Source organism: Novosphingobium huizhouense (assembly GCF_020179475.1).
In the GTDB taxonomy this organism is placed as follows: Bacteria; Pseudomonadota; Alphaproteobacteria; order Sphingomonadales; family Sphingomonadaceae; genus Novosphingobium; species Novosphingobium huizhouense.
In genome coordinates, this window is record NZ_JAILXZ010000001.1 from 1,327,118 (window position 1) to 1,353,994 (window position 26,877).

23 protein-coding genes, 2 tRNA genes and 1 other RNA gene are annotated in these 26,877 nt (G+C 68.8%); 13 read left to right on the forward strand and 13 right to left on the reverse strand.

All coding sequences use genetic code 11. The features are described from left to right. Positions 1-94 precede the first annotated feature (94 nt). Together K3A85_RS06600 and K3A85_RS06605 are read right to left on the reverse strand one after the other, a co-directional pair. Positions 95-1,327, reverse strand: a complete 1,233-nt coding sequence (locus tag K3A85_RS06600) for a dihydroorotase (protein WP_225205681.1) — start codon at positions 1,325-1,327, stop codon at positions 95-97. After that, positions 1,324-2,352 carry an aspartate carbamoyltransferase catalytic subunit gene (locus tag K3A85_RS06605; protein WP_225205682.1) on the reverse strand — a complete coding sequence of 343 codons (1,029 nt, stop codon included), beginning with the start codon at positions 2,350-2,352 and terminating at the stop codon, positions 1,324-1,326. Before K3A85_RS06605 ends, K3A85_RS06600 begins: the two co-directional genes overlap by 4 nt. Before the next feature lie 84 nt (positions 2,353-2,436). On the opposite strand from K3A85_RS06605, the gene sppA reads away from it, so the two are divergent. After that, a complete protein-coding gene (sppA, locus tag K3A85_RS06610) occupies positions 2,437-4,326 on the forward strand; it encodes a signal peptide peptidase SppA (protein WP_225205683.1) in 1,890 nt (629 codons plus the stop codon). A gap of 8 nt (positions 4,327-4,334) precedes the next feature. Here sppA and K3A85_RS06615 read toward each other — a convergent pair whose 3' ends face one another. Then, positions 4,335-4,514, reverse strand: coding sequence for a hypothetical protein (locus K3A85_RS06615; RefSeq protein WP_225205684.1), 180 nt, complete (start codon positions 4,512-4,514; stop codon positions 4,335-4,337). A 153-nt stretch (positions 4,515-4,667) separates the two neighbouring features. Here K3A85_RS06615 and K3A85_RS06620 point away from each other — a divergent pair. Further along, a tRNA-Leu gene (locus K3A85_RS06620) sits at positions 4,668-4,752 on the forward strand. A 63-nt stretch (positions 4,753-4,815) separates the two neighbouring features. After that, on the forward strand, positions 4,816-6,387 hold the full coding sequence (gene tig, locus K3A85_RS06625; protein ID WP_225205685.1) for a trigger factor: 1,572 nt from the start codon (positions 4,816-4,818) through the stop codon (positions 6,385-6,387). 69 nt (positions 6,388-6,456) lie between these two features. Here the strand turns inward: tig and K3A85_RS06630 are convergent, their stop codons facing one another. Beyond that, positions 6,457-7,968, reverse strand: a complete 1,512-nt coding sequence (locus tag K3A85_RS06630; RefSeq protein WP_225205686.1) for an amidase — start codon at positions 7,966-7,968, stop codon at positions 6,457-6,459. 208 nt (positions 7,969-8,176) lie between these two features. On the opposite strand from K3A85_RS06630, the gene clpP reads away from it, so the two are divergent. Together clpP and clpX are read left to right on the forward strand one after the other, a co-directional pair. Next, positions 8,177-8,887, forward strand: coding sequence for an ATP-dependent Clp endopeptidase proteolytic subunit ClpP (gene clpP, locus K3A85_RS06635; RefSeq protein WP_225206025.1), 711 nt, complete (start codon positions 8,177-8,179; stop codon positions 8,885-8,887). A gap of 148 nt (positions 8,888-9,035) precedes the next feature. After that, a complete protein-coding gene (gene clpX, locus K3A85_RS06640) occupies positions 9,036-10,292 on the forward strand; it encodes an ATP-dependent Clp protease ATP-binding subunit ClpX (protein WP_225205687.1) in 1,257 nt (418 codons plus the stop codon). 92 nt (positions 10,293-10,384) lie between these two features. Here clpX and K3A85_RS06645 read toward each other — a convergent pair whose 3' ends face one another. From K3A85_RS06645 to K3A85_RS06670, 6 genes are all read right to left on the reverse strand, one after another. Beyond that, positions 10,385-10,972, reverse strand: coding sequence for a fasciclin domain-containing protein (locus K3A85_RS06645; protein WP_225205688.1), 588 nt, complete (start codon positions 10,970-10,972; stop codon positions 10,385-10,387). A gap of 186 nt (positions 10,973-11,158) precedes the next feature. Beyond that, the gene (locus tag K3A85_RS06650; protein ID WP_225205689.1) at positions 11,159-12,157 is read right to left on the reverse strand and encodes a cation diffusion facilitator family transporter; all 999 of its coding nucleotides are present in this window, start codon (positions 12,155-12,157) and stop codon (positions 11,159-11,161) included. Between the two features lie 45 nt (positions 12,158-12,202). After that, positions 12,203-12,620: RNase P RNA component class A (gene rnpB, locus K3A85_RS06655), an RNA gene on the reverse strand. Between the two features lie 9 nt (positions 12,621-12,629). Next, complete coding sequence (locus K3A85_RS06660) at positions 12,630-13,334, reverse strand: N-acetylmuramoyl-L-alanine amidase (RefSeq protein WP_225205690.1); 705 nt, start codon at positions 13,332-13,334, stop codon at positions 12,630-12,632. 24 nt (positions 13,335-13,358) lie between these two features. Continuing rightward, positions 13,359-14,018 (reverse strand): histidine phosphotransferase family protein, encoded by a 660-nt coding sequence (locus K3A85_RS06665; RefSeq protein WP_225205691.1) that lies wholly within the window; start codon positions 14,016-14,018, stop codon positions 13,359-13,361. A gap of 147 nt (positions 14,019-14,165) precedes the next feature. Then, positions 14,166-14,558 (reverse strand): Mov34/MPN/PAD-1 family protein, encoded by a 393-nt coding sequence (locus tag K3A85_RS06670; RefSeq protein ID WP_225205692.1) that lies wholly within the window; start codon positions 14,556-14,558, stop codon positions 14,166-14,168. Between the two features lie 183 nt (positions 14,559-14,741). Between K3A85_RS06670 and K3A85_RS06675 the strand changes: the two genes are divergently transcribed. From K3A85_RS06675 to rpoH, 4 genes are all read left to right on the forward strand, one after another. After that, positions 14,742-16,490 carry a methyl-accepting chemotaxis protein gene (locus K3A85_RS06675; protein WP_225205693.1) on the forward strand — a complete coding sequence of 583 codons (1,749 nt, stop codon included), beginning with the start codon at positions 14,742-14,744 and terminating at the stop codon, positions 16,488-16,490. After that, positions 16,487-17,689: a carbohydrate porin gene (locus K3A85_RS06680; RefSeq protein ID WP_225205694.1), complete on the forward strand. Its 1,203-nt coding sequence runs from the start codon at positions 16,487-16,489 to the stop codon at positions 17,687-17,689. The genes K3A85_RS06675 and K3A85_RS06680 overlap by 4 nt, the downstream gene beginning before the upstream one ends. A gap of 44 nt (positions 17,690-17,733) precedes the next feature. Continuing rightward, complete coding sequence (locus K3A85_RS06685; RefSeq protein WP_225205695.1) at positions 17,734-18,711, forward strand: RluA family pseudouridine synthase; 978 nt, start codon at positions 17,734-17,736, stop codon at positions 18,709-18,711. Positions 18,712-18,813: 102 nt separating this feature from the next. Further along, the gene (gene rpoH / locus K3A85_RS06690; protein WP_225205696.1) at positions 18,814-19,716 is read left to right on the forward strand and encodes an RNA polymerase sigma factor RpoH; all 903 of its coding nucleotides are present in this window, start codon (positions 18,814-18,816) and stop codon (positions 19,714-19,716) included. Between the two features lie 76 nt (positions 19,717-19,792). Here the strand turns inward: rpoH and K3A85_RS06695 are convergent, their stop codons facing one another. After that, positions 19,793-19,987, reverse strand: a complete 195-nt coding sequence (locus K3A85_RS06695; protein ID WP_225205697.1) for a hypothetical protein — start codon at positions 19,985-19,987, stop codon at positions 19,793-19,795. Positions 19,988-20,075: 88 nt separating this feature from the next. On the opposite strand from K3A85_RS06695, the gene mtgA reads away from it, so the two are divergent. Next, positions 20,076-20,792: a monofunctional biosynthetic peptidoglycan transglycosylase gene (gene mtgA, locus K3A85_RS06700; RefSeq protein WP_225205698.1), complete on the forward strand. Its 717-nt coding sequence runs from the start codon at positions 20,076-20,078 to the stop codon at positions 20,790-20,792. Between the two features lie 305 nt (positions 20,793-21,097). On the opposite strand, the gene K3A85_RS06705 is transcribed toward mtgA, so the two are convergent. After that, positions 21,098-23,623 (reverse strand): TonB-dependent receptor, encoded by a 2,526-nt coding sequence (locus K3A85_RS06705; RefSeq protein ID WP_225205699.1) that lies wholly within the window; start codon positions 23,621-23,623, stop codon positions 21,098-21,100. Positions 23,624-24,112: 489 nt separating this feature from the next. Then, positions 24,113-24,895, reverse strand: coding sequence for a metallophosphoesterase family protein (locus tag K3A85_RS06710; protein ID WP_225205700.1), 783 nt, complete (start codon positions 24,893-24,895; stop codon positions 24,113-24,115). 258 nt (positions 24,896-25,153) lie between these two features. On the opposite strand from K3A85_RS06710, the gene K3A85_RS06715 reads away from it, so the two are divergent. The 3 genes from K3A85_RS06715 (at position 25,154) to K3A85_RS06725 (ending at position 26,737) form a co-directional block, all read left to right on the forward strand. Then, positions 25,154-25,942 (forward strand): TorF family putative porin, encoded by a 789-nt coding sequence (locus K3A85_RS06715; protein WP_225205701.1) that lies wholly within the window; start codon positions 25,154-25,156, stop codon positions 25,940-25,942. Between the two features lie 162 nt (positions 25,943-26,104). Then, positions 26,105-26,539 (forward strand): VOC family protein, encoded by a 435-nt coding sequence (locus K3A85_RS06720; protein WP_225205702.1) that lies wholly within the window; start codon positions 26,105-26,107, stop codon positions 26,537-26,539. Positions 26,540-26,661: 122 nt separating this feature from the next. Further along, positions 26,662-26,737: transfer RNA gene (locus tag K3A85_RS06725), tRNA-Thr, on the forward strand. Positions 26,738-26,877: the final 140 nt, after the last annotated feature.

A 26,877-nucleotide genomic window follows, 5' to 3' on the forward strand; every position in this document is an offset into this window, starting at 1 on the left:
CCCACCGTCACGATTACCCCTGAATGAACCAACTGGGGCCGGACGTCAGCGCGTCCGGCCCCATTTTTGTCGGCGCCCCGGCCTGCAGCGAAGGTCAGTCGACCCGCGCGCCGCCCTTGAACAGCGCAAGCACGCGGCCTTCGACCGGACGGCGGTCGAACGGCGTATTGCCTGCGGCTGCGGCCATCTTGTCCGAATCGACGATCCACGGCCGGTGCGGATCGATCAGCGCGATGTCCGCTTCCCCGCCGACCGTCAGCGCGCCCGCCGGCACGCCCAGCAATGCTGCCGGGTTGCGCGCCAGCAGGGCAAAGGCGCGGGCGATGTCGATATGGCCGTCGCGGACCAGCGTCAGCGTCAGCGGCAGCAGCGTCTCCGCGCCCGCCATGCCCGGCTCGGCATCGCTGAACGGCAGGCGCTTGTCCTCCGCGCCGCGCGGATCGTGGCCCGAGCCGATCACGTCGATCGTGCCGTCACCGATTGCGGCGATCACCGCCTTGCGATCGGAGTCGCTGCGCAGCGGCGGCGAAAGGCGGCAGAAGGTACGGAAATCGGCCAGTTCGAGGTCCGAAAGCATGAAATGCGCCGGCGTCACCCCCGCGCTCACCCGCACGCCGCGGGCCTTGGCGGCGCGGACGAGATCGAGCGCGCGCGCGGTCGTCACCTGGCGGAAGTGGACCCGCGCGCCGGTCATCTCCGCGAGTGCAAGGTCGCGCGCGACCGCCAGTGCCTCGGCCTCGGCGGGCGCCGAAGGCAGCCCCAGCCGCGTCGCCATCTCGCCTGCGGTGGCGACCGCGCTACCGGTGATCCCGGCGTCTTCGGCATGGGTCACGACCACGAGGTCGAGCATCGCGCAATAGGACAGCAACCGCAGCATCACGCCCGAATCGGCGATCCACTGCCGGCCGGTGGCAACCGCGCGCGCGCCCGCGTCGCGCATCAGCGCCAGCTCGGCGAGGTGTGCGCCCTCGAGCCCGACGGTTGCCGCGGCGAGTGGGTGGACCCACATGTCAGGCTTGCCCGATTGCGCTGCGAACCGGACGCGGGCCGGGTGGTCGAGCGGGGGACTCTGGTCGGGCATCAGGCCCGCGCGGGTGATGCCGCCGAAGTGGAACGCGGGTTTGTCGATGGCGAATACGCCGAGGTCGACCAGACCGGGCGCCACGAGCGCGCCCCTGGCGTCGACCACGTCGTCGCCGTCCTGCGCGACCACGTCGGGGCCGATCGCCGCGATCCGGCCGTCGACGCAGCGCAGCGCACCGCTCACGGCGGGGCCCTCGGGCAGCACCAGCCGGCCGCCGGTGATGGTCAGCGGGCGCGGGGTCATGCCCGGCCTCCTGCCAGCGCGTCCCAGCCTTCGAGGCCTCGCGCACGACGCGTCAGCACGTCGAGGCAGGCCATGCGGATCGCCACGCCGCGCTCCACCTGGTCGGTGATCAGGCTGCGCGTCGGGTGGTCGGCGACCTGGCTGTCGATCTCGATGCCGCGGTTCATCGGTCCCGGGTGCATCACCAGCGCGGCCGGGTCCGCCTTGGCCAGCCGCTCGAGCGTCAGCCCGTAGAGGTGGCGGTATTCGCGCGGGGAGGGGATGAACTGGCCCTGCATCCGCTCCTGCTGCAGACGCAGCATCATCACGATCTGGGCTCCCTTCAACGCCGCGTCGAAATCATGGAACACGCGCACGCCCATCGCCTCGATTTCGGCCGGCATCAGCGCCGGTGGCGCGCAGACGCTGATGTCGGCGCCCAATGCGGTCAGGCTCAGGATGTTCGAGCGGGCGACGCGGCTGTGCAGGATGTCGCCGCAGATCGTGACCTTGAGCCCGTTGAGGTCGCTGCCCGGCGCCAGCTTCAGCGCATGGCGGATGGTCAGCGCGTCGAGCAGCGCCTGGGTCGGATGCTCGTGCTGCCCGTCGCCGGCATTGAGCACCGGGCAGTCGACCTTTTCGGCGATCAGCCGGACCGCGCCCGAGCTGCCGTGGCGGATGACGATGGCGTCGGCGCGCATGGCGTTGAGCGTCATCGCCGTGTCGATCAGCGTCTCGCCCTTCTTCACGCTGCTGGTTGCGGCATGCATGTTGACGACGTCGGCGCCGAGGCGCTTGCCGGCGATCTCGAAGCTCAGCAGCGTCCGCGTCGAATTCTCGAAGAAGGCGTTGATGATCGTCAGGCCCGAAAGCACTTCGGCCCGCTTCTTGGGCTGGCGGTTGAGCTCGACCCACTGCTCGGCCTCGTCGAGCAGGTAGAGGATTTCGTGCCGGGCCAGCTGGGCGATGCCGGTCAGGTCGCGGTGCGGGAAGGCGAGGCCGCCCTGCGGGTAGCGACGATCGGGTGAAGGTGTCGATGGTTGCATCGAAGACCACCCGTTAGTCTCCATGGACGCGGCACTCAAGGGTTCGGGGTGGCAAGATCGTGTCCGCCCCCGTAGATATCCCCCATGAACTTTGCCCGCTCGGTCTGGAAGATCCTCGTCGCCATCAAGGACGGCCTCGTCCTTGCCCTCCTCCTGCTGTTCTTCTGGGCGCTCTATGCGGTGCTGACGATGCGCCCGGTACCGGGCATGGTCCGCGACGGCGCGCTCTACGTCACGCTCGACGGCCCGGTGGTCGAGGAGAAGGCGAGGCTCGACCCGACCGCGCTGCTGCTCTCGCAACAGGCGCCGCGGCACGAGGTCCAGACCCGCGACCTCGCCCGGGCGATCGAGACCGCGGCCGAGGACGCCCGGATCAAAGCGGTCGTGCTCGATCTGGACGGCTTCGGCGGCGGCAGCCAGGTGGCGATGGAGCGCATCGGCGCGGCGATGGACAAGGCGCGCGCGGCGAAGAAGCCGGTGCTGGTCCGCGCCATGCTCTACACCGACGATGCCGCGCTGCTCGCCGCGCATGCGAGCGAGGCCTGGGTCGATCCGGTCGGGGGCCTGATCCTCACCGGCCCGGGCGGCACGCAGCTCTACTACAAGACCCTGCTCGACAAGCTCCAGGTTACCGCCCACGTGTTCAAGGTCGGCACCTACAAGAGCGCGGTCGAGCCGTTCATCCGCTCGGATGCATCGCCCGAAGCGCGCGAGAACCTGCAGGGCCTGCTCGGCGCGCTCTGGGCCGAATGGCAGGCGAACGTGAAGCGCGCGCGCCCGCGCGCCGATATCGCCGCGATCACCTCCGACCCGGTCCGGTGGCTCGCCGCTTCGGGTGGCGATGCCGCGCAGGCCGCGGTGAAGTCGGGCCTCGTAGATCGCATCGGCGACAAGGTGGCGTTCGGCCGGCGCGTCGCGCAGCTGGTCGGCGCGGATCCGGCAGGTCCCGACGGCGCCTTCCGTTCGACCAGCCTTGCCGCCTATCTCGCCGACCGTCCGGCCCCCGGTGCGGGCAAGGCGATCGCGGTGGTGACGGTCGCGGGCGACATCGTCGACGGCAAGGCCGGCCCCGGCGTCGCCGGCGGCGACCGCATTGCCGACCTGATCGATGGAGCGGTCTCGTCGGGCGACTATTCGGCGCTCGTGGTCCGGGTCGATTCGCCGGGCGGCTCGGTCCCCGCGGCCGAGCGCATCCGCGCCGCGATCGACCGAGCCAGGGCGCGCAAGCTGCCGGTGGTGGTGTCGATGGGCAGCCTTGCCGCGAGCGGCGGCTACTGGGTCTCGACCCCGGCCGAACGCATCTTTGCCGAACCCTCGACGATCACCGGGTCGATCGGCGTTTTCGCCGTGATCCCGACCTTCGAGGGCGCGCTGGGCAAGTTGGGGGTGACCACCGACGGCGTGCGCACCACGCCGCTCTCGGGCCAGCCCGACGTGCTCGGCGGCCTCAATCCCCAGTTCGCCGCCGTCACCCAGAACGAAGTCGACAACATCTACGCCCGGTTCATCGGGCTCGTCGGCAAGGCGCGTGGAAAGACCCCCGAACAGGTCGATGCGATCGCGCAAGGACGGGTTTGGGACGGCGGAACCGCCCGCCAGATCGGCCTCGTCGACCAGTTCGGCGGGATCGAGGACGCGCTCGCCTATGCCGCGAAGCGGGCGGGCGCGCAGCAGTGGCATGCCGTCTGGCTCGGCGCCGGCAACGATACCTTCGGCAGCCTGCTCGAGCAGATCATGGGCTCGAGCGTCGACCAGGGCGAAGGCCAGGGCAGCGCCCACGACATCGCCGGCCTCGTCGCTGGGCGACAGCAGGCGCTGGCGAGCCGGCTGCTCGCCGATCTCGACCGGCTCGGCAGCGGCGCCGGGGCGCAGGTCTATTGCGCCGAATGCGCCGGCCTGGCCGCGCCCGCCCGCACGACGCCGGCGGCGGGCAGGAGCCTGTTGCAGACGCTGGTCCTGCGCCTGCTGGGATAAGCTTGCGCTCAATCGGGCGGCAGCGGGGTCTCCATCGGCGCGTCCGGGTCGATCGTGTCGGGCCGGGGCGGGCTGATTTCGTCGGGTTGCCCCGCCGGGTCCTCGGCCGGCGACGGCGTCGGCGGGGTCTCGGGCGGCGATTGCGGCTCGATCCGGTCGGGTTCGGGTGCGGCGGGCTGGCTGGCCATCGGGCGGTGTGTCCTCGTCGAGGTGAGACTGCAGCAACGGGTCCGGTCGCGACGTGGTTCCGGCCCGATACGGCACGCGCGGCGCTGCGCGTCCATGGGCGCTTGCCCTTTCCCCGTGCCTGCGATAGGGGCGCTGCTCGCTTTTCGCCGGATGCGGGCGTGGCGGAACTGGTAGACGCAGCAGGTTTAGGTCCTGCCATCGCAAGATGTGGGGGTTCGAGTCCCTTCGCCCGCACCAGAGCCGCCGATGCCGGCTCCGCCCCCAAATGACGTGACGTCTTACGAGAAAGTTGGATCACAGATGCAGATCGTCGAAACCAGCAACGAGGGCCTGAAGCGCGCCTACACCGTGACCATCGCCGCGGCCGACATCGCGTCGCGCGTCGAGGGCGAAGTCGGCAAGATCGCCCCCCAGGTCCGCATGCCCGGCTTCCGCCCCGGCAAGGTGCCCGCCAACCTCGTGCGCAAGATGCACGGCCCGGCGCTGCACCAGGAAGCGCTGCAGACCTCGATCCGCGAAGCGATGGACAAGCTCGTCGCCGACCACCAGCTGCGCCCGGCGATGAACCCGGATGTCGCGCTGGTCGAAGGCTACGAAGAAGGCAAGGACGCGCAGCTGACCGTCAGCCTCGAAGTGCTGCCCGAGATCACCGTCCCCTCGCTCGAGGGCATCAAGCTCGAAAAGCTGGTCGTGCCGGTCGAGGACAGCCAAGTCGACGAACAGATCGAGCGCATCGCCTCGGGCCAGAAGTCGTTCACCGACGCCCCCGAAGGCGCCGAGGCCAAGGACGGCGACCAGCTGATCATCGACTTCCTCGGCAAGGTCGATGGCGTGGCGTTCGACGGCGGCACCGCCGAGGACCAGCCGCTCGAGATCGGTTCGGGCCGCTTCATCCCCGGCTTTGAAGAGCAGCTCGTCGGCGCCAAGGTCGGCGACGAGAAGGTCATCACCGTGACCTTCCCCGAGGACTACCCGGCCGAAAACCTCAAGGGCAAGGAAGCCACCTTCGACATCAAGGTCAAGGCGGTGAAGAACCCGGGCGAATTCGAAGCCAACGACGATTTCGCCAAGATGCTCGGCCTTGAAAGCCTCGAGCAGCTGCGTGGCCTGCTCAAGGGCCAGCTCGAGCAGGAGACCGCCGGGCTCACCCGCACCGCGATGAAGCGCGCGCTGCTCGACCAGCTCGCCGCCGGCCACGACTTTGCCGTGCCGCCCTCGATGGTCGAGGCCGAGTTCGCGCAGATCTGGCAGCAGCTCGAGCAGGAAGCCGGCAACGAGGAAAACCCTGAGGAAGCCCTCAAGGAAATCGAGGCCGAGAAGGACGACTACCGCAAGATCGCCGAGCGCCGCGTGCGCCTCGGCCTGCTCCTGTCGGAAATCGGCCAGGCCAACGGCGTGCAGGTCTCGCAGCAGGAAATGGAAATGCTGATCCGCCAGGCGGCGCAGCAGTACCGCGAGCAGGACCGCCAGCGCTTCGTCGAGTACGTCCGCTCCGAGCCGATGGTCGCCGCCCAGCTGCGCGCGCCGCTCTACGAGGAAAAGGTCGTCGACTTCCTGTTCGACAAGGCCGAAGTCACCGAGCGCCAGGTGACCCGCGACGAGCTCCAGGCCGCGATCGAGGCTGACGAGAACGGCGCCGCTCCGGCTGCCGAAGCGGCGCCCAAGAAGAAGGCCGCGCCCAAGAAGAAGGCTGCCGCCGAAGAGGCTCCGGTGAGCGACGAAGCCCCGGCCGCCGAGGAAGCCAAGCCCGCCAAGAAGGCCGCGCCGAAGAAGAAGGCGGCTGCCGAGGAAGCCCCGGCCGAAGCGGCCGCGGAGGAAGCGCCCGCTCCCAAGAAGAAGGCCGCGCCCAGGAAGAAGGCCGAGGAAGCCTGATCTTCCTCGCGCCCAGCGATCAACCGAAAGGCCCGCCCCGCACCCCGCAGGGCGGGCCTTTTCGCGTGGTCATTCGCCCCAGCGCCTGAACGATGGCGCGGCGAGCGGCGCGGTGCGGGTGCGTTCGTAGGCCGCGCCCGCTTCGAGCACCCGCTTGTCGTCCCACGCCGCGCCGATCAGGCTCAGCCCCACCGGCAGGCCTTCGACCGCGCCCATCGGCACGGTGAGGTGCGGATATCCGGCGATCGCCGCCAGGGAGCCGGCGCCGATCCCGGACAGGCCGTGCGATTCGGTGACCATGTCGATCGGCCAGGCCGGCCCCTCGGTCGGCGCGACGAGCAGCTCGACCCGGTTGTCGCGCAACAGCTTGTCGATCCCCTCGACGCCGGCCAGCCGCAGCGAATTGGCGCGCGCCTTTTCGTAGGCGGCGCGGTCGGTGCTCTTCTCGGCCAGCTCGAACGTATCCTGGCCGAACCAGCGCAGCTCGCTGTCGCGATGCGCCGCGTTGAACGCGATCAGGTCGGCAAGGCTGCGCACCGGCGGCTTGCCCGGAAGCCCGGCGAGGTAGGCGCCAAGGTCGCTGCGCAGCTCGGTGAGCAGCACGGTGAACTCGTCGCGATACATCGCCTCGTCGGGCTTGAAGTCGATCTCGACCAGCTCGGCGCCGGCGCGGGCGAGGTCGGCCAGCGCCCCGTCGAACAGCGCCAGCACGCGGGCGTTGCTGCCGGCCTGGCGGCGCAACACGCCGATCCGCCGGCCCTTGAGCGAGGCGGCGTCGAGCCCGCCGGCGAAGTCCGCCTTGTGCGCGTCGGCGGCGGCGGTGGCGCTGTCGGCAGGATCGCTCCCGGCCATGGCGGTCAGGAGCATCGCCGCATCGCGCACGCTCGTCGTCATCGGCCCGGGCGTGTCCTGGCTGTGACTGATCGGCACGACGTGGGTGCGGCTGACGAGGCCCACGGTCGGCTTGAACCCGACGATCCCGGCAATGCTCGCGGGGCAGGTCACCGATCCGTCGGTCTCGGTGCCGATCGCGGCCCAGGCAAGGCCCGCCGCCACCGCCGCGCCGCTGCCCGAGGACGATCCGCACGGGCTGCGGTCGAGCGCGTGCGGATTGCGCGTCTGCCCGCCGACCGCGCTCCATCCCGAGACCGAGTGGTCCGACCGGATGTTGGCCCATTCCGACAGGTTGGTCTTGCCCAGGATCACCACCCCGCTCGCGCGCAGCCGCGCGACCAGCGGCGCATCGCGTCCGGTCACGTTGTCCTCGAGCGCGAGGCTTCCCGCCGTCGTCGCCATCGCATCGCGCGTCTCAATGTTGTCCTTGACCAGCACCGCGCGTCCGGCGAGCGGGCCCTGGACCTTGCGGGCCACCGCCTCTTGCGCCTCGGCATCGGGGTTGAGCGCGATCACCGCATTTATCATCGGGCCGGCATCGTCGATCGCCGCGATCCGCGCGCGATAGTCGGCAACCGACGGGACGGCGGACGGGCCGGCAGGCTGAGTGACGGGCGGGGCGGCGCAGGCCGGCGCGGCTGCGGCAGCCAGGGACAGGAGGATGGCGCAAGGGGCGGATCGGCGCATGGCGGGCGTTCCTTCGGCAGCGTGGCTCGGTGTCTGCGCCTTGGTGCTGCGCCGGGCCGGGGAGGGCAAGCCGTGCGGTCCAAAAAGGGTGTTGCCCGCTCGGGCCGGACCGGGCCGCATCAGGGTTTGCGCCCATCTTGGGTTAACGCCCTTGAACATCGCGCCGGGGCACGCGACATAGGCCCTCGCCAATCACATGAGGAACATCATGCTCGACCTGTTCGGCGCCAGCGGCGCATCCGTCCACGGCGCACAAGGAAAGTTCACCACCGACCCCGTCACCGGCGCGCTGATCCCGGTCGTGGTCGAACAGTCGAGCCGCGGTGAGCGCAGCTTCGACATCTACTCGCGCCTGCTGCGCGAGCGCATCATCTTCGTCACCGGCGAGGTCGAGGACCACATGGCCTCGGTGATCGTCGCGCAGCTGCTGTTCCTCGAATCGGAGAACCCGTCGAAGGACATCTCGATGTACATCAACTCGCCGGGCGGCGTGGTCACGGCGGGCATGGCGATCCATGACACCATGCAGTACATCCGCCCGCGCGTGTCGACGGTGTGCATCGGCCAGGCCGCCTCGATGGGCTCGTTCCTGCTCGCCGCCGGCGAGCCGGGCATGCGCATCGCGCTGCCCAACGCGCGCATCATGGTGCACCAGCCCTCGGGCGGCGCCCGCGGCATGGCCTCGGACATCGAGATCCAGGCGCGCGAGATCCTGCGCATCCGCAAGCGGATGAACGACCTCTACGTCAAGTACACCGGCCGTTCGCTCGACGAGATCGAGAAGGCGATGGATCGCGACACTTTCCTCGAGGCCGAAGAAGCCCGTGCTTTCGGCCTTGTCGACAAGGTCTTCGAGTCGCGTCCCGCGACGGACCAGACCGGTGTCGAGGAGGGCTCGGGCGGCGCTCCGAGCGCCTGATAAATGCTTGTTCCGCGGCACCTTAAGCTGAAAGCAAGGTGCCGTGGGATAAGGCGGTTTTCCTGTCATCGTGTCCGGTTGATTAATGCCCTTGGGGTAGTAGGATGATCGGGCCCGCCTCTCGTGGAGAGGCGCCTGGGATTGAAGAATGACCAAGCTTTCCGGATCGGATACCAAGAGCACGCTCTACTGCAGCTTCTGCGGCAAGTCGCAGCACGAGGTGCGCAAGCTGATTGCCGGCCCGACCGTGTTCATCTGCGATGAATGCGTCGAGCTGTGCAACGACATCATCCGCGAGGAAACCAAGGCCGGCATCGCCGGCAAGAAGGACGGCGGCGTCCCCACTCCGCGCGACATCTTCGAGACGCTGAACGATTACGTGATCGGCCAGGACCGCGCCAAGCGCGTGCTCTCGGTGGCGGTGCACAATCACTACAAGCGCCTCAAGCACAGCGGCAAGGGCGGCGACGTCGAACTGTCGAAGAGCAACATCCTGCTGGTCGGCCCGACCGGCTCGGGCAAGACCCTGCTCGCGCAGACGCTCGCCAAGACCTTCGACGTGCCCTTCACGATGGCCGATGCGACGACGCTTACCGAAGCAGGCTACGTCGGCGAAGACGTCGAGAACATCATCCTCAAGCTGCTCCAGGCTTCCGACTACAACGTCGAGAAGGCGCAGCACGGCATCGTCTACATCGACGAGATCGACAAGATCAGCCGCAAGGCCGAAAACCCCTCGATCACCCGCGACGTTTCGGGCGAGGGCGTGCAGCAGGCTCTGCTCAAGCTGATGGAAGGCACCACCGCGTCGGTGCCGCCGCAGGGCGGGCGCAAGCATCCGCAGCAGGAATTCCTGCAGGTGGACACGACCAACATCCTGTTCATCTGCGGCGGCGCCTTCGCCGGCCTCGAGAAGATCATCGCCGACCGCCTGCAGAAGCGCTCGATCGGCTTCGGCGCGCACGTCGCCGATCCCGACAAGCGCAAGGTCGGCGAACTGCTCCAGAAGGCCGAGCCCGAGGACCTGCTCAAATTCGGCCTGATCCCCGAATTCGTCGGCCGCCTGCCGGTGATCGCGACGCTCAACGACCTCGACATCGAGGCGCTGGTCAAGATCCTGCGCGAACCGAAGAACGCGCTGGTCAAGCAGTACTCCAAGCTGTTCGAGCTCGAGGACGTCGCGCTCACCTTCACCGACGAGGCGCTCGAGGCGATCGCCAAGAAGGCCATCGAACGCAAGACCGGCGCCCGCGGGCTTCGCTCGATCGTCGAGGGCCTGCTGCTCGACACGATGTTCGACGTGCCGACCGAAAGCGACATTGCCGAGGTCGTGGTCGACAAGGACGTCGTCGAAGGCCGCAAGGAACCCGTCCGCGTGCTCAAGGGCAAGGAAGCGGCGGCCTGACCGGCTGACGCCGTTCACCGCAAGTTCGAAGGGCCGGCTTTCCTATGGGGAAGGCCGGCCCTTCTGCTTGTGCGACCCGTCGGGCGCGGGGATCAGTTGGGCAGCGAGACCGCGTCGGTCACGTGGATCACGCCGTTCTTCTGGAAGACGTCGGCCTGGGTGACGGTGGCGGTGCCGCCCTTCTCGTCGGTCAGCACGACCTTGCCGTCGACGATCGCGGCGGTCAGCGTGCCGCCCGCAACGGTGGTCAGCCGGGTGCTGCCGCCGTCGGCCTTGATCTTGGCGATCAACTGCTCGGCCGAAACGCGGCCGGGCACGACGTTGTAGGTCAGCACCTTGGTCAGCGTGGCCTTGTTCTCGGGCTTGAGCAGGGTATCGACGGTGCCGGCGGGAAGCTTGGCGAAGGCCGCGTTGGTCGGCGCGAACACGGTGAAGGGCCCGGCGCCGTTGAGCGTATCGACCAGGCCCGCCGCCTTGACCGCGGCGACCAGCGTGGTGTGGTCGGCCGAGTTGACCGCGTTCTCGACGATCGTGCGGCTTGGCAGCATCGCCGCGCCGCCGACCATGACCGAGGCAGGGGTTTCGTGATGGCTGGCGAGCGCCGGCGTGGCGGCGAGGCCACCGGTGGCGGCAAGCGCGGCGGCGGCCACCGTGGCGGCGCGAAGGGGGAAGCGGTTCATCGTGACTCTCCTCGTTGGACGAGAAGAGGCGCCGGACCGTGGGCGGCGGCGCAGCGCCGGCGAGGGGGAACGCCGGCGTGCGACCGCAGATCCTCGATCCGCATCGCCCCTTCCCGCTTGCCAGATGGGCACGATGCGTGAGCTGACCACCTGTCCCGAAGGGAAGCGCGGCGCGCCCGGCGCTCCTCAGACGACCTCTTCGCGGTGCAGGCGGCAGGCGTGGCTCTCGCTCGCCAGCTCGATCTGCACGGTGGCGTGGCCGATGCCGAAGTCGTGCTCGAGCTCCTCGGCAAGGTGGTGGAGGAAGGCATCGCCTGGGTGCCCGGCGGGGATCACGAGGTGCGCGGTGAGCGCGGTTTCGGTCGTGCTCATCGGCCAGATGTGCAGGTCGTGGACCGCCGTGACGCCGGGCAGCGCGCAGAGAAAGCCGCGCACTTTCGCCTCGTCGATCCCGGCCGGAACGCCGAGCAGCCCCATCTTGAGCGAGTCCTTGAGCAGGCCCCAGGTGCCGCGCGCGATCACCGCGACGATGACCAGGCTGGTAGCGGGATCGATCCAGGTCGCGCCGGTCAGCATGATCGCGAGCCCCGCGAGCACGACCCCGGCGCTCACCGCGGCGTCTGCGACCATGTGCAGGTAGGCGCCGCGCACGTTGATGTCGTGGTGCCGGCCGCGCATGAACATCAGCGCCGTGCCCATGTTGATCGCGATGCCGATCGCGGCGACGACCATGACCGGGCCGGCGGCCACCGGTTGCGGGTCGAACAGGCGGCGCACCGTCTCGACCAGGATCGCGCCCAATGCCACCAGCAGCAGCGAGGCATTGCCGAGCGCGGCGAGGATCGAGCTCGACTTGAAGCCATAGGTGAAGCGCGCCGAGGGCGGGCGCCTGGCGAGCACGCTCGCGCCCCAGGCGATCAGCAGGCCGAGCACGTCGGACAGGTTGTGCCCGGCATCGGCGACCAGCGCCATCGAGCCGGACAGGACGCCGTAGCCCGCCTCCACGGCAACAAAGCCGGTGTTGAGCAGCACCCCGACGGCAAAGGCGCGACCGAAGTCGGCCGGCGCATGTGCGTGGCCGTGCCCATGCGAATGCCCGTGCCCGTGCGAATGCCCGTGCCCGTGCGAATGCCCGTGCCCGTGCGAATGGCCGTGATGGTGATGATGCGCGTGGGAGCCCGACATGACGGACGCCCTAGACCCTCGCGCGGGGGTAGGAAATGCCTTTGGTGCGTCGGGGGGCCTGTAAGCCGGGTTCTGTAGCGCCGACGGTATGCGATCATCGCACCGTATCGCCGCTGGCAGCCATTCCTCTCGGCAGGCCGTTGCCGGACTGCTCTAGCAATCAACCCGGACCGCTGGCCCGAAACTGGCCTGCCTCGCGCAGGCGAGGCGCGCGGTCCCTATTCGATCTTGCTCCGGGTGGGGTTTGCCGTGCCGCTCCTGTCGCCAGTCGCGCGGTGCGCTCTTGCCGCACCCTTTCACCCTTACCCCTTCGAAAAAGGGGCGGTCTGCTCTCTGTGGCACTTTCCCTTGACCTTCGGCGAAGCCTCCGGCCCGGCGGGCGTTACCCGCCACCCTCGTTTCGTGGAGCCCGGACTTTCCTCGGCATCAGACGAGCTGACGACGCGGCTGCCCGGCCCCCCGGCGCGATGGGTCACCTAGCATGACCCATATCGCGTTCCAACAGGAGTTCGAAGAGCAGCGCGCCCAATTGCCCGTCGATCTCGCCGGTGATGCGGTGCGGGCGCCAGCGCCGCTCGAAGGCGCGCACCGCGGCGGCGGGATCGCTGATGTCGTAGCCGAAGCGCTCGAGCGCGAGGAAGAAGGCGCCGTCGTTGTCGTAAAGCAGCCGCATCTTGAGTTTCGGCTTGGGCAGGGCGAGGCGCAGGCGGGCGAGCATGTCCCAGTCGAACAGCTCGCCCGGGTCGCTCTTGCGCGCCGGCGCAATGTCCGAATGGCCGACGACATTGGCGCGCGGCACGTTGTGGCGCCTGACGATGTCGGCCAGCAGCGGGGCGAGCGCTTCCATCTGCGCATCGGGAAAGGGACGGTACCCCCATTCGTGGCCCGGGTTGACCAGCTCGATCCCGACGCTCGCCGAATTCACGTCGGTCACCCCGCGCCAGTAGGAGCGCCCCGCGTGCCAGGCGCGCTTTTCTTCGGCGACGAGGCGGGTGACGGTGCCGTCCTCGTCGATCATGTAGTGCGCGCTGACTTCGGCGGCGGGATCGCACATCCGCGCGAGCGCCTCGTCGGCGCTCTGCATGCCGGTGTAGTGGAGCACCACCATGGTCACCGGGAGCTTGCGCTCGTTCCAGTTGGGCGAGGCGGCTTCCCGGTGGATCAGCCAGCGGTTCATGGCCAGCGGCTCATCGCCCCGCGATCAGGCCGCAGCCGGAAGCACCGCGCCGAGCACCAGCGCCTCTGCCGTGGCGTGGACCTGCACGCCGCCGCCCAGCTGCGCCGCGATCAGCTGGACCATCGTCGCCGGCGCGGTCTTGCTCGACAGCTCGCCATCGGGCAGCGTGCCTTCGAGCGCCTGCCCGACCGCGGGGTCGAAGGCGACGCGCGCGCCGCTTGCGCGGACCACGATCTCGATCGCCTGCGCGCCGGCTTCGGCGCCGATGTCGAGCTGCCCGCCGCGGACCAGCGCGTCGATGCCGATCAGCGCGAGATTGAGCAGCACCTTGATCGCGCTCTTGGGCAGGCTGTCGCCACCCAGCACCCAGTTGACCGCGATCCGGCCATTGTTGCCGACCAGCGCATCGACGAGGCTGCGCGCCTCGGCGAGCGGGACCATGTCGCCAAAGCCGCCTGCCGCGCCGAAAGCGAGGCGAAAGAAGCGCAGCTTGTCGGCCGAGATGCGTGCGCTCTGTTCGAGCAGTTCGAAGCACTTCTCGCGCATCGAGGGGTCCTTTTCCTCGGCGAGCAGCTCCAGGCCGTTGGTCAGCGCGCCCACCGGGCTCAACAGATCGTGGCACAGCCGCGAGCAGAGCAGGCTGGCCAGATCGAGCGCGTGGGAATCGGGCGAGGCGGTGGTCATGGGCGGGTTTCGCATCCTGGAGGGGGGAGGGGGGTTTACGGGGTTTACACAGTCCTGAGCAAAAACTCGCAAGGCCCGGCGCGGCCGGAAATCCGGGGTTTCGCCAAGTGCGGCAGCGGAGGGCGGCGCTTCGTCACGCGGTCAGCCTTACCCATCCGCGACCGCGTAGGAAAGGGCCGCAAAACCTGAAGGGAGGTCGCGCCACAGCGTGACCGAGCCCGCCGCGGCGATCGCCCAGATCCGTCCGTCGCCGGCCGCGCTCGCCGCGTCGCGCGACGAGGGCCGGGCAAGACCGTTGGGGTGCGAGTGAAAGTAGCCGAGAACCTGGGCATCGCGATCGGCGCGCGCGGCGCGATGCGCCGCGACCAGCGCCGCGGGGTCGATCTCGAAAGCCTGCGCGGGGTCTGCCGCGACGTTGCGCGCGGCGAGCGCGTTTCGCACGATCCCTTCGGGTCCGACGAGCAGGCCGCAGCATTCCAGCGGATGGGCCTTTGCGGCGGCATCGAGGATCGCGGCGTGGGCGGAGGCTGTCAACGTCACCGTCACGAAGGCGAGATTGGGCGCAAAGCCGCGCAGGCACAAGCCGCAACTTGATCCGGTTGATTACGGCCAAATCCGGCGGAAAACTACATAACCGGCGCAATTCCGATGTTACCTATTCTGCGGCATGACACCTTTCGACCCGTTCCCTTCGATTGTTCGGACCGATTGGGGAGAAGCCGCTTGCTGCGTAACAAGACCATCATTGCCAAAGTCTGGACGGGCTGCGCGATCCTCGCCGTCGCCGCGATCGCCTCGGCGACCGTGAGCGTGATCGGGATGAGCCGCCAGCAAGAGGCGATGCACGCGATTGCGGGCGCGAGTGCGCTGCTGCGCAATCACATGGAAGCCGACATGGGCCACGACGCGATCCGCGGCGAGGTGGTCAGCATCGTCGCCTCGCGCCAGACAGGCGCCATCGACGGGCCGGCCGCGGCGGCCGAACTGCGCGACCGCGTCGACGACTTTACGCAGCACATGGAGACCACCGCACGCGTCGAGAACGCGCCGGCAGTGGCGCGCGCCCGGGCCAAGGCCGACCCCGCGTTCCGCGCCTATGTCGAAATCGCGCGGCAGATCGCCGACGACGGCGCGGCCGGCCGGGTACCCGACGATGCGCGACTGCGCCGCTTCCAGCAGCTCTTCGAGGAGCTCGAGGGCGAGATGGCCAATGTTTCGGATGCGGTCCAGGCGCACGTCGCGGAGACTTCGGCGCAAGCGGACGCGGTGGCCGGCCAGGCACGCTGGATGACCATCGCGAGCCTGCTCGCGATCCTGCTGGCGCTTGCCTTCGTCGCGCGCTCGGGCCAGCGCTTCCTGATCGATCCGATCCTCGGCATCGCCGCGCGGCTGCGCGAGCTGGCCGACGGACGGCTCGACATCGTCGTGTCCAGCGGCGAGCGCACCGACGAGATCGGCGACCTCGCGCGGTCGGTGTCCGACTTGCGCGACGGCCTCGCCGAAGCGCGCGCGGAAACCGGGCGGCAGGCCGACACGATCGTCGATTCGATCGGCGCGGGCCTGAGCGAGCTTGCCGGGGGCAACCTTGCCTACCGCATCGAGCAGCCGCTCGCCGGCCGCTTCGAGAAGCTGCGCACCGACTTCAACGACGCGCTCGGCGCGCTGGGCCAGGTCCTGGGCGAGATGAAGAACTCGACCGAGCACCTTCATGCAGTGGCACGTGACATCGGCGGCGCGGCGGGCGACCTGTCCAACCGCAACGCCAACCAGGCGGCGAGCCTCGAGGAGACCGCTGCGGCGATCGCCAGCCTGGCGCAACGCGTCGCCGGATCGACCGCAGCTGTGTCCACCGCGCGTCACGCGGTCGACAACGTGGGCAGCGAGATGAGCCGCGGCGGCGAGGTGATCCAGGACGCCGAGGCGGCGATGGACCGGATCGAGGTCGCCTCGCAGCAGATCGGCAGCATCGTCAGCGTGATCGACGGGATCGCCTTCCAGACCAACCTGCTTGCGCTCAATGCCGGGGTCGAGGCCGCCCGCGCCGGCGAGCAGGGCAAGGGCTTCGCGGTCGTCGCCAGCGAAGTCCGCGCGCTCGCCCTGCGCAGCGCCGACGCCGCGCGCGAGATCAAGCAGCTGATCGAGAATTCGTCGCAGGAGATCGGCGAGGGCGTGCGGCTGGTGCGCGATGCGGGCGCGAGCCTGCGCGCGATCACCGAGCAGATGAGCGAGATCAACCGGATGATGGAAGTGGTCGAGGCCGGGGCCAGCGAGCAGAACTCCTCGCTCGCCTCGATCGACGCGACATCGAAGCAGATCGAGAAGATCACCCAGAGCAACGCCGCGGTGGCCGACGAGGTGACCAAGGCCAGCCGCGAGGTGGTCGCCTCGATCAACGAGGTGGTCCGCGAGCTGGATCGCTTCGTCATCGCGCGCGGCGCGGCGCGGCGGTCGGACTACGGTCTGGCCGCGTGAAACCCTTTGCCGCCCTGGTCGCGGCCTGCGTCGCGTTGTGCTGCGCGGAGCCGGCGCGCTCGGCCCAGGCAGGGCAGGACGCTGGCGAAAGCGGGGCCGCGACGGCCCCCGGCCGCGCGGTCGAACTCGCCGCGGCGCTGACCGTCGATGTCGTGGCGGCGGTTCGCGGCGGGGCGGACCACCGCGCGCGCGTGCTGAGCAACCTCGACCTGACGGCCGACCTCGATCTCGACGCGCTTGCCGGCTGGTCGGGCGCGCGCGGCTTCGTCTACGTGCTCGACAACCACGGCCTGCGGCCCAACGATGCCGCCGGCACACTCGAGGGGGTCAACAACATCGAGGTGGGCAGGGCCGCGACGCGGCTGTTCGAGGCGTGGATCGAACAGGACCTCGGGCGCGGCGCGAACCTGCGGGTGGGACTCTACGACCTCAACAGCGAGTTCTACGTGACCGATTCCTCGGGACTGCTGCTGGGCCCGCCGTTCGGGATCGGCTCGGAGTTCGCCTCGACCGGGCGCAACGGTCCGTCGATCTTTCCCTCCTCGGCGCTCGCCGCGCGGCTTTCGCTGCCGCTCGGCAAGGACGGCGGCTTCGTCCGCATGGCCGTGCTCGATGCCCGCGCGCAGACCTTTGGCGACGTCGGCGGGGTGGACCTGCATTTCGGCGACGGCCTGCTGTTCATCGGCGAGGCGGGCAAGGCGAAGGGGGCGACGCGGCTGGCGGTGGGGGCCTGGGGCTATTCGCGCGGCGCGCCCAACTTCTACCTCGCCGGCGCCGACGGCGAACCGGTGCGCAAGCCGTCCTACGGCGGCTATGCGATGGTCGAGCACGACCTGCCGCTGGGCGAGGCGCGCAAGCTGACCGCCTTCGTCCGCGCAGGGGTGGCGAGCCCGGATTCGGCGCCGTTCCGCGGCGCGCTGCAGGCCGGCGTGCTGCTGGCCCCGGCGCTGAAGGCGCGGCCCGAGAGCCTGTTCTCGATCGGCTTCCACCAGGCCTGGACCAACCGCAACTTCCGCGCCGCGGCGCGCGCCGAGGGCGTCGTCCCGGCCAACGAGCAGGGCATCGAGGCGACCTATGCCGACAGCGTGCTGCCCTGGCTCTCGCTCCAGCCCGACGTGCAATGGGTGCGCCACCCGGGCGGCGACCGCCAGGCGCGCTCGGCGCTGATCCTGAGCCTGCGCACCACCGCGAGCTTCTGATCCGCGCTCTTGTTGGACTGCGAAGCATCCCCATATGGCAGGACATGGGGGGACACGACGCGATCATCGAAGGCGTGATTGGTCCCGGCGGCCAGCGGCTCGACCGGGCGCTGGCGGATTCGACCGGCCTGTCGCGCGAACGGATCAAGGCGCTGATCGACGAGGGCCGGGTGGAGCTGTCGGGCAAGGCGGCGACGCAGGCCTCGTTCAAGGCCGCCGAAGGGACGCCGTTTTGCGTGCGCGTGCCGCAGGCGGCCCCGGCCGAGGCGGTGGCGCAGGACATCGCGCTCGACGTGGTGTTCGAGGACGCGCACCTGATCGTGGTCGACAAGCCGGCGGGGCTGGTGGTCCATCCCGCCGCGGGCAATCCCGACGGAACGCTGGTCAACGCGCTGCTCCACCACTGCGCCGGCCAGTTGTCCGGCATCGGCGGCGTGGCGCGCCCGGGCATCGTCCACCGCATCGACAAGGACACCTCGGGCCTGCTGGTCGTCGCCAAGACCGACGTGGCGCACGAAGGACTGGCAAAGCAGTTTGCCGACCATTCGATCACGCGCGCCTACAAGGCGGTGACCGCGGGCGTGCCGATGCCCCCTGCGGGCACGGTGCGCGGCGCAATCGGCCGCTCGAGCCACGACCGCAAGAAGATGGCGCTGGTCGAGGAAGGACGCGGAAAGCACGCGGTGACGCACTATCGCACGCTCGAGGCGCTCGACGGGGCGGCGCTGGTCGAGTGCCGGCTCGAGACCGGGAGGACCCACCAGGTGCGCGTTCACCTTGCATCAATCGGCCATGCGCTATTGGGCGATCCTGTCTATGGACGCCCTCCGGCCCGCATCCGCCCGATCCTCCAGCGCCTCGGCTTCCGCCGCCAGGCGCTCCATGCCGCCGAGCTCGGCTTCGTTCATCCGGTCGACGGCGCGGCGCTCCGCTTCGCCAGCCCGACGCCCGTCGACATGCGGGAACTCATCATCGAACTGTGCGCTCAAGAACAGGGTGCACGGCTTATGGCGAAGCTGTAGTGACGGGTATCACGCCCGATAGATTCCATGTGTGGCCCCACCGCCCGACGCCCAGTAGGGGTTAGGCATCGGGGTGCCGACGCGACGAAAGGAAGTGTCCAGGTGAGCGAACAGACCAAGGCCGCCAGCGTCCCCGCGCTCAACGGGGAAGCCAGCCTCAACCGCTATCTTGCCGAAATCCGCAAGTTCCCGGTCCTGACCGCCGAGCAGGAATACATGCTTGCCAAGCGATATCAGGAACATGGGGATCCCCAGGCCGCCGCGCAACTGGTGACGAGCCATCTTCGGCTCGTGGCCAAGATCGCCATGGGCTACCGCGGCTACGGCCTGCCGGTGAGCGAGCTGATCAGCGAAGGCAACATCGGCCTGATGCAGGGCGTCAAGAAGTTCGAGCCCGACCGCGGCTTCCGCCTCGCGACTTATGCGATGTGGTGGATCAAGGCCTCGATGCAGGAGTTCATCCTGCGCAGCTGGTCGCTGGTCAAGATGGGCACCACCGCGGCGCAGAAGAAGCTGTTCTTCAACCTGCGCCGGATGAAGAAGAACCTCGAGGCGTTCGAGGACACCGACCTGCATCCGGACGACGTGCGCAAGATCGCGACCGACCTCGGCGTGCCCGAGCAGGAAGTGATCAACATGAACCGGCGGATGATGATGGGCGGCGATGCCTCGCTCAACGTCTCGATCCGCGAGGACGGCGAAGGCTCGTGGCAGGACTGGCTGACCGACGACCGTCCGCTGCAGGACGAGACCGTCGCCGATGCCGAGGAAGCGCAAGTGCGCCACGACCTGCTGGTCGAGGCGATGGAGAGCCTCAACGACCGCGAGCGCCACATCCTGACCGACCGCCGCCTGGTCGACGAGCCCAAGACGCTCGAGGAATTGAGCCAGGTCTACAACGTCAGCCGCGAGCGCGTCCGCCAGATCGAAGTGCGCGCGTTCGAGAAGCTGCAGAAGGCGATCCAGAAGATCGCCGGCGAGCGGCGGTTGCTGGCGGCGGGCTGAGCGGCCAGGCTGGAAAAGCTGCGAAAGCGGGAAATGCAGACGAGACGGCCGGGGGAAACTCCGGCCGTTTTCGCGTTCAGCGCCCGGCCTTGAGGTAGAAGCGCAGGCCGAAGCCGCAGATCAGCGTCACGCCGATCCACAGCACCACCTGCGAGATCACCACGGTGCGGTTGAAGCCGTCGTCGGCGGCAGGCAGCAGCAGCAGGAACAGCAGGCCGAGCGAGGCAGCGGCGAAGATCAGCCAGATGCGGGCGGGGGAAGAGCTGGGCATGCGCAGCGGAATAGGCGGCGCGGCGGACGTGGGCAAGCGGATGCGTGCGGATTGATCGCGGCGCTGAACATTGGCTAAGGTGCGCGCAATGGCCACCAACGCGCTCAAGCCCTCTCGCCAGACAAGGTCCCGCGGATTCGCCTGGCGGCTCGGCTGGTGGATCGGGCGAGGAATCGTGCTGTTCCTCGCGGTTTCGGTCGGGCTGACGCTGCTCTACAAGTTCGTGCCGGTGCCCTACACGCTGACGATGGCGATGGATTCCAATGGCGTGACCAAGGACTGGACGCCGCTGTCGCGCATCGACCGCAACATGGTCGACGCCGCGATCGCCGGTGAGGACTCGAAGTTCTGCAGCCATTCGGGCTTCGACACCGACGCGATGCAGCAGGCCTTCGAGCGCAACCTGAAAGGCGGGCGCATCCGCGGCGGCTCGACGATCAGCCAGCAGACCGCCAAGAACGTGTTCCTGTGGCAGGGCGGCGGTTACTTCCGCAAAGGGCTGGAAGCCTGGTTCACCGTGCTGATCGAGCAGATCTGGGGCAAGCGGCGGATCATGGAGGTCTACCTCAACGTCGCCGAGACCGGGATCGGCACCTACGGCGTCGAGGCGGGGGCGCAGCGCTACTACAACAAGAGCGCGGCGAGGCTGAGCCGGGTCGAGGCCGCCCGGATCGCGGCGGCCTTCCCGGCGCCCAAAAGGCGCGAAGTGGTCGGCGCAAGCGGCTTTACCCGCCGCCACGGCAACGCCATCGCCGCGCGCGTCAACGTGGTGCGCGGCGACTACGACGGCTGCGTCTATCGCTGAACCGCGACCGGTCGGGTGCGGGGGCCGCCCGGGGCTGGTGGGCGACCCCCTTCCCGGCAGGTGTACGCCTGCCCTGCCGGAAACCGATGGCCGGAAACCGGTGCCGGAACTTGATGGCCGGAATCCGGACGCTCGCAACGACCGCCTAGCACGACTGCGCTTGTCAAAGCGGGCGGCGCGCGCCCGTACGACTACGTGGCCGCGCCAGAGGGGCCGTGCGGGGCGCCGGGCCGGAAAAAGCACGGCGCGGACGGCCAGGGCCATCCGCGCCGCTCCGCTGCTTCCGCAAGGAAGCGCGGGAGGGATCAGAAGTCGAGGTTGATCGAGCCCACGATCGTGCGCGGCGCGCCGAATTCTACCTGCGGGTTGTTCGACGCCTGCGGCTGGGTCGACAGGTTGGCGAAGTACTTCTGGTCGAACAGGTTGATCACGTTGAGCTGCAGCCAGGCCGAACCGTTGCCGATCTTGCCGAGGGTGAAGCGGGCATCGAGATCGACGGTGGTGTAGGAGGGCGCGATCACGTCGTTGATGTCGGTCAGGTAGCGCTTGCCGACATACTTGCCCTGCGCGCCGAGCGAGAAGCGGTCGAGATCGAACTGGACGCGCCCGCCGACCTGCCACTTGGGCGTCTCGGCGACGAACTTGTCCTTGGTCGGCGAGAGCACGTTGCCCGAGGCGTCGACCACGTTGTCCTGCAGCTTGGCGCTGATCCACGAGCCGAACGCGTAAAGCGAGAGCTGGTCGATCGGCTTGAACGCAATGCTGGCGTCGACGCCGTAGCTCTTCACCTTGCCGACGTTGCGGTCGATGTTGAGCGAGGAGCCGTCCTCGAGCTGCACCTGCGACGAGATGATGCGGTTGCGATAGCCGATGTACCAGCCCGAAAGCTGGGCCTGGACCCGGCCCGAGGCGTAGCGCAGGCCGAGGTCGAACGAATCGGTGCGCTCGGGCTTGACGTCGATGGTCGGCTGGAGCTTCACCCCGTCGAAGGCATAGAGGTTGTCGGTGCGCGGCGCCGAGAAGCCCTGGCTGAAGTTGCCGAACACGCTGACTTCGGGCGTGAACTTGTAGACGAAGCCGGCATTGGGCAGCACGGTGTTGTAGTTGACCGTGCGGTTCTTGTACGGCGCGGCGTAAGCAGGATACTTCGCCGCCACCACGGCTGCGCTCTCGCTGGTGCAGTAGGCGTCGTTCGAGCTGCCGGGAATCGTCCAGCAGTTGTTGGTCAGGTTGCGCTTGAAGAACGGCGCGCGCACGCCCGCCTGCAGGGTCAGCGCATCGTCCATGAAGTGGCCGACATATTCGCCCGCGATCTGGTGGAGGATGGCGTAGGACAGCCGGTCGCGCTTCTGGATCACGTTGCCGGCAGCGTCGACCGCGGCGACGTCACCCTTGATCCCGCCGAAGTCGTCGAGCGGATTGCCGTTGGGCGCGATGTAGCCCGCTTCGCCGGTCTGGCGATGGCGCGCGCGATCATAGGTATAGGCAAGGCGGACGGTCTGCGAGGGATCGATGTCCCAGCGCAGCGAGGCGGTGGCGCCGAGGCGATGGGTGCGGGTGTTCGAGGGGAAGTAGAGCCGGACGTAGTCGGCAAGATCGCCGTCGCCGTTGAGATCGACGCCCGCTGCAACGCCTGCGCCGAGGCGCGTGCCCTGGCGGTTGTAGGCGCCGTTCTTTCCGGCTTCGGAGTCGGTTTCGGCAAAGACCGAGCTGCCGCCGCCGTTGGCGAGGGTGTACTGGTAGCTCGCATCGAGCGTGAAGATCAGGTTGCTCGCCAGCGTGTAGCGCGAATTGAAGCGCACGTTGCCGGTGTCGGACGGGTTGATCGACAAGCCGTAGTAGCCGCTGCAGGTGCTCGTCGAACCGCCGCTGGGCGTAACTTCACCGCGCGGGCCGAGGGTGCAGGTGGCGTCGTTGTTGACGTTGAACAGCGTGTCGAACTGGGCATCCGACAGCTTGCCAAGGTCGAGCGGGTTGGCGGGCGTGTAGAAGTTGGTCTTGGGATCGACCACAGTGCCGGCCGGAAGCCGCGAGACCATGTCGTTCACGCCGATCCGGCGGTAGAAGTTGTTGCGGTTCTGGTTGTAGTGCCCGGCGATCGAAACGAAGTCGCCGTTGCCGCCGAGCGGCTGGTAGATGCGTGCGTTGTACTGCGTCTTCCTGATTTCGCCGGGGCCGCGGAACTGGTCGTAGCGTGTGTTGCTGGCGGCCACGAACGCGCTCGTGCCCCAAGGGCCGAACTCGCCGGTGTCGATCGCGCCGAACACGCGGTTGTAGTCGTAGGTGCCGTGCGAGTAGTTGAAGGTCGCGCCCAGGTCCTGCTTGGGCAGGCGGGTGCGGTAGTTGACCGTGCCGCCGGCGGCGCTGGCGGTCGGGCTGTCGACGTCGGTCGCGCCGAAGTTGATGTTGACCTGCTCGATCAGCTCCGAATCGAGCTGCTGGTTGGTGTAGAGCGCGTAGTTGCCCGAATCGTTGACCTGGATGCCGTCGAAGGTGGCCGAGACGCGCGCGCCGTCGAAGCCGCGGATGCGCAGGTTGCCGCCGCCCGCGCCATAGGGGTCGGTGCTGGTGAAGTTGACGCCGGGGACGATGTTGATCGTGTCGAAGATCGCCTTGCCCGGGTTCTGCCGCGCGATCAGCTCCTGCGTCAGCACGGCCTTGGCCTTGGGCGTGTCGGGCGTCTTGATGCCGTCGACCGCGCGTTCGCCGCGCGCACCGGTGACGACGATCGATTCCTCGACGTCGGCCGAACCGGTGGACTGGGCGAAGGCGGCCTGGCCGCCCGCGACGATCGCGAGCACGCTCGCGGCGGTGAGGAGATTGCGTTGCATCGAAGTACCCCGTCTGTTGCCCGGCTGGGAGAGGCCCGGGCGGAATTTTGCGAACCCTCGTGCAGGCGAGCGCCGCACGGCGGACCCGGTTGGAGCGCGCCATGCGGCACGCGCCCTGCCGGGACGGGCGCGCCTTTAGCGGCGCCCGCGGGGCCGCCAAAGAGGCCCGGTGTGACACCTCCAAGACACTTTCGTGAGGATTAAAATCCTATCATTGGATATGCGACATCATGGGCAACGAAAGGCATCCCATAGCGCACGAAAATTTCACGAAATCAGCGGTATGGGATAGGAAACTGTTGGCTGTGGCATCGCTGCAACGCAGCGGGAAAAAGCCTTTGACGCGCAGGGGCGAGGCAATCGCAACCTATCGGAAGATATAGGGGAACCGAAGCGGCTTTGCGGCGTTGCGCGGCGCCCTTCGGGCGCGCCCGGCGCCCCCTCTCGTGAACCGGCTTCTGTCAGCGAGCGACAGGGGCGAAAGGGCGTTCAGGCCGGCGGAGCGGCGGGAGCCTCGGCCGTCAGCAGCCAGCGCGCGGTGCCCTCGAGCCCGATCGCGGTGAGCCGCCCCGAGGCATAGGCACCGGTGTCGATGCCGATGCGCAACGGGGTGACTTCGGCCATCTCGGTGATCGTGTGGCCGTGGACGACGGCGAAGTCGCGCGCCGTGCGGTCCTGGATGAACTCGCCACGGATCCAGCGCAAATCGGCGACCTGCTGGTCCTCGATCGCGACGCCGGGGCGGATTCCGGCATGGACGAACAGGTAGTCGCCGATGCGGATGCGGTCTTCCATCGCTTCCATGAAGGCGACGTCGCCCGCGGGCACGACCTGCGGCATCAGCGCGCGCAGTTCCTCGATCGTGGTCCGCTCGTAGGCGTCGTAGTCCATGTAGCTGAGCAGCGTCTCGCGCCCGCCGTGGCGCAGGAAATGGCGCAGCGTATCGTCGCGGCGGAACGCGCCGAGGAACATCTCCTCGTGGTTGCCGGCGAGCACGCGGACGGTGCGGGTGCGCGCCCAGGCCTGTGCGGTGCGGATCACCCCGGCGCTGTCGGGGCCGCGGTCGACGAGATCGCCGAGCAGGATCACCGTGGTCTGCGCAGGGCCGCGCGCGGCATCGTCGGCTTCGATCCGCTCGATCATCGCCTCGAACAGGTCGAGTCGGCCGTGGATGTCGCCCACGGCATAGACGCGCTCGCCCGCGGGGACCGCGGTCTGCGGCGCGGGCTGGTCCTGGCGGCCGGCGAAAAGGGAGCGGAGCTTCTTGATCATGATCGCGCGCTACGTGCCGGGCGATAAGCCCATTGTGACGCGGCGCACAAGTCGCAGCGGCCACGTGGTGCGGAAAAGCCACATTCCGACGCAAACCAGCAATATTCGGTTACATTGGACTTGTGCGCTGCAATATCTGGATGCACCGATGCTGGCGCAGGCCCAAGCCGCCCCGCATCCCGCGACCGGGACACGACAGAGGGCGACAGGACCCGCGCAGGTGGGACGCCGCGTCAAGACCCAAGCAAAGGAATGCTCATGCGCACGTCCATCAAGGCCCTCCTGGCCTCGACCCTTTTCCTCGCCGCCGCGACCCCGGCGCTGGCCGACGACACCGCGCCGCCCAGCGACATCAAGATCAGCGGCTCGGCCGCGATCGTCAGCCAGTACCGCTTCCGCGGCATCGCCCAGTCGGACAACAAGCCGGCGGTGCAGGGCGCGCTGACGATCTCGCATTCGTCGGGCTTCTATGTCTCGACCTGGGGCTCGAGCGCGACCGGCGGCAACAGCGCGGTGCAGATCGGCGGCACCGAGATCGACGTCTACGGCGGCTTCGCCCATGCGCTGGGCAGCAGCGGGGTCAACGTCGACGTCGGCGTCTACGGCTATCTCTATCCGGGCGCGCCGGCCGCCAACTACTACGAAGTCTACGGCTCGCTCTCGGGCGCGCTCGGCCCGGTCAACGCCAAGGCGGGCGTGAACTTCGCCCCGGCGCAGAAGAACCTGCGGATCTACCCCACGCACACCAACACCTATGTTTACGGCGAACTGTCGAGCGCGATCCCCAACACCCCGCTGACGGTGCACTCGCACCTCGGCCACACCGGCGGCGCGTTCGACTGGACCAAGCAGTACCTCGACTATTCGGTCGGCGTCGGCGCGACCTACAAGAACTTGACGCTCGACGTCTCGTGGGTCGGCACCAACGTCAGCCGCGCCGATGCCCGCGCGGTGCCGTTCAACGACGGCAGCGGCGTGCCTTCGGCGCGCGAGACCTATCGCGCGGCCAAGGACGTCGCGGTGGTCTCGCTGACCGCCACGTTCTGATCGCCACGTTCTGATCGCAAGGGGGGGCGCGCGGCGCATCGGCGCCGTGACCCCACGGCAAAGCGGAAGGCCTGCGGGGCGAGCGCCCGGCAGGCCTTTCCTTTTGGGCGCGGGCGCCTATCTCTCGGGCCATCATTCCCCCGCGACGAGGCCCGTTCTGCCGTGACCAAGTACCTCCACACCATGATCCGCGTCACCGACCCCGAGGCGACGATCGCCTTCTTCCGCCTGATCGGGCTCGAGGAAGTGCGGCGCTTCGACAGCGAGGCCGGACGCTTCACGCTGATCTTCCTGGCAGCGCCGGGCGAGGAGGGCGTTGCCGAAGTGGAGCTGACCTACAACTGGCCCGACGCCGACGGGCAGGGCGAGACCTACACTGGCGGGCGCAACTTCGGCCATCTCGCCTACCAGGTCGACGACATCTACGAGACCTGCCAGCGCTTCCTCGATGCCGGGCTGACCGTCCACCGCCCCCCGCGCGACGGGCACATGGCTTTCGTCAAGTCGCCCGACGGGATCTCGGTCGAACTGCTCCAGAAGGGCCGGCTCGAACCGCGCGAGCCGTGGGCGAGCATGGAGAACACCGGCACCTGGTAGGGCGCGGCAGGACCTTGCGCAAACCCGCGCGCAAACCCCGCGCAAACTGCGCGCACACGCTGCCGAAACCCCTTGCCACTGGCTGAACCGCTGGCTAAAGCGCGCCCCTGCCCACAAGGCACGCCGCTTTAGCTCAGTCGGTAGAGCACATCATTCGTAATGATGGGGTCACGTGTTCGAGTCACGTAAGCGGCACCATTTTCCAGGAAATTCGCAAGTTTGCGGCGGTGAGCCGGTTTGATCAGGCTCGCCTGGGCGCGGCGCCGGCGTGGGCCATTGCGCCGCTTCAAGCCCCTCAGTATTCTTCTCGCTGGTCCCGGCAGACGCGCGGACGGTGG

Excerpts from the sequence above, each read along its gene's own strand:
- K3A85_RS06600 (WP_225205681.1), bottom strand. The coding sequence starts at position 1,327 with ATGACCCCGCGCCCGCTGACCATCACCGGCGGCCGGCTGGTGCTGCCC.
- K3A85_RS06605 (WP_225205682.1), bottom strand. The coding sequence starts at position 2,352 with ATGCAACCATCGACACCTTCACCCGATCGTCGCTACCCGCAGGGCGGC.
- sppA (WP_225205683.1), top strand. The coding sequence starts at position 2,437 with ATGAACTTTGCCCGCTCGGTCTGGAAGATCCTCGTCGCCATCAAGGAC.
- K3A85_RS06615 (WP_225205684.1), bottom strand. The coding sequence starts at position 4,514 with ATGGCCAGCCAGCCCGCCGCACCCGAACCCGACCGGATCGAGCCGCAA.
- tig (WP_225205685.1), top strand. The coding sequence starts at position 4,816 with ATGCAGATCGTCGAAACCAGCAACGAGGGCCTGAAGCGCGCCTACACC.
- K3A85_RS06630 (WP_225205686.1), bottom strand. The coding sequence starts at position 7,968 with ATGCGCCGATCCGCCCCTTGCGCCATCCTCCTGTCCCTGGCTGCCGCA.
- clpP (WP_225206025.1), top strand. The coding sequence starts at position 8,177 with ATGCTCGACCTGTTCGGCGCCAGCGGCGCATCCGTCCACGGCGCACAA.
- clpX (WP_225205687.1), top strand. The coding sequence starts at position 9,036 with ATGACCAAGCTTTCCGGATCGGATACCAAGAGCACGCTCTACTGCAGC.
- K3A85_RS06645 (WP_225205688.1), bottom strand. The coding sequence starts at position 10,972 with ATGAACCGCTTCCCCCTTCGCGCCGCCACGGTGGCCGCCGCCGCGCTT.
- K3A85_RS06650 (WP_225205689.1), bottom strand. The coding sequence starts at position 12,157 with ATGTCGGGCTCCCACGCGCATCATCACCATCACGGCCATTCGCACGGG.
- K3A85_RS06660 (WP_225205690.1), bottom strand. The coding sequence starts at position 13,334 with ATGAACCGCTGGCTGATCCACCGGGAAGCCGCCTCGCCCAACTGGAAC.
- K3A85_RS06665 (WP_225205691.1), bottom strand. The coding sequence starts at position 14,018 with ATGACCACCGCCTCGCCCGATTCCCACGCGCTCGATCTGGCCAGCCTG.
- K3A85_RS06685 (WP_225205695.1), top strand. The coding sequence starts at position 17,734 with ATGGGGGGACACGACGCGATCATCGAAGGCGTGATTGGTCCCGGCGGC.
- K3A85_RS06695 (WP_225205697.1), bottom strand. The coding sequence starts at position 19,987 with ATGCCCAGCTCTTCCCCCGCCCGCATCTGGCTGATCTTCGCCGCTGCC.
- mtgA (WP_225205698.1), top strand. The coding sequence starts at position 20,076 with ATGGCCACCAACGCGCTCAAGCCCTCTCGCCAGACAAGGTCCCGCGGA.
- K3A85_RS06705 (WP_225205699.1), bottom strand. The coding sequence starts at position 23,623 with ATGCAACGCAATCTCCTCACCGCCGCGAGCGTGCTCGCGATCGTCGCG.
- K3A85_RS06710 (WP_225205700.1), bottom strand. The coding sequence starts at position 24,895 with ATGATCAAGAAGCTCCGCTCCCTTTTCGCCGGCCGCCAGGACCAGCCC.
- K3A85_RS06715 (WP_225205701.1), top strand. The coding sequence starts at position 25,154 with ATGCGCACGTCCATCAAGGCCCTCCTGGCCTCGACCCTTTTCCTCGCC.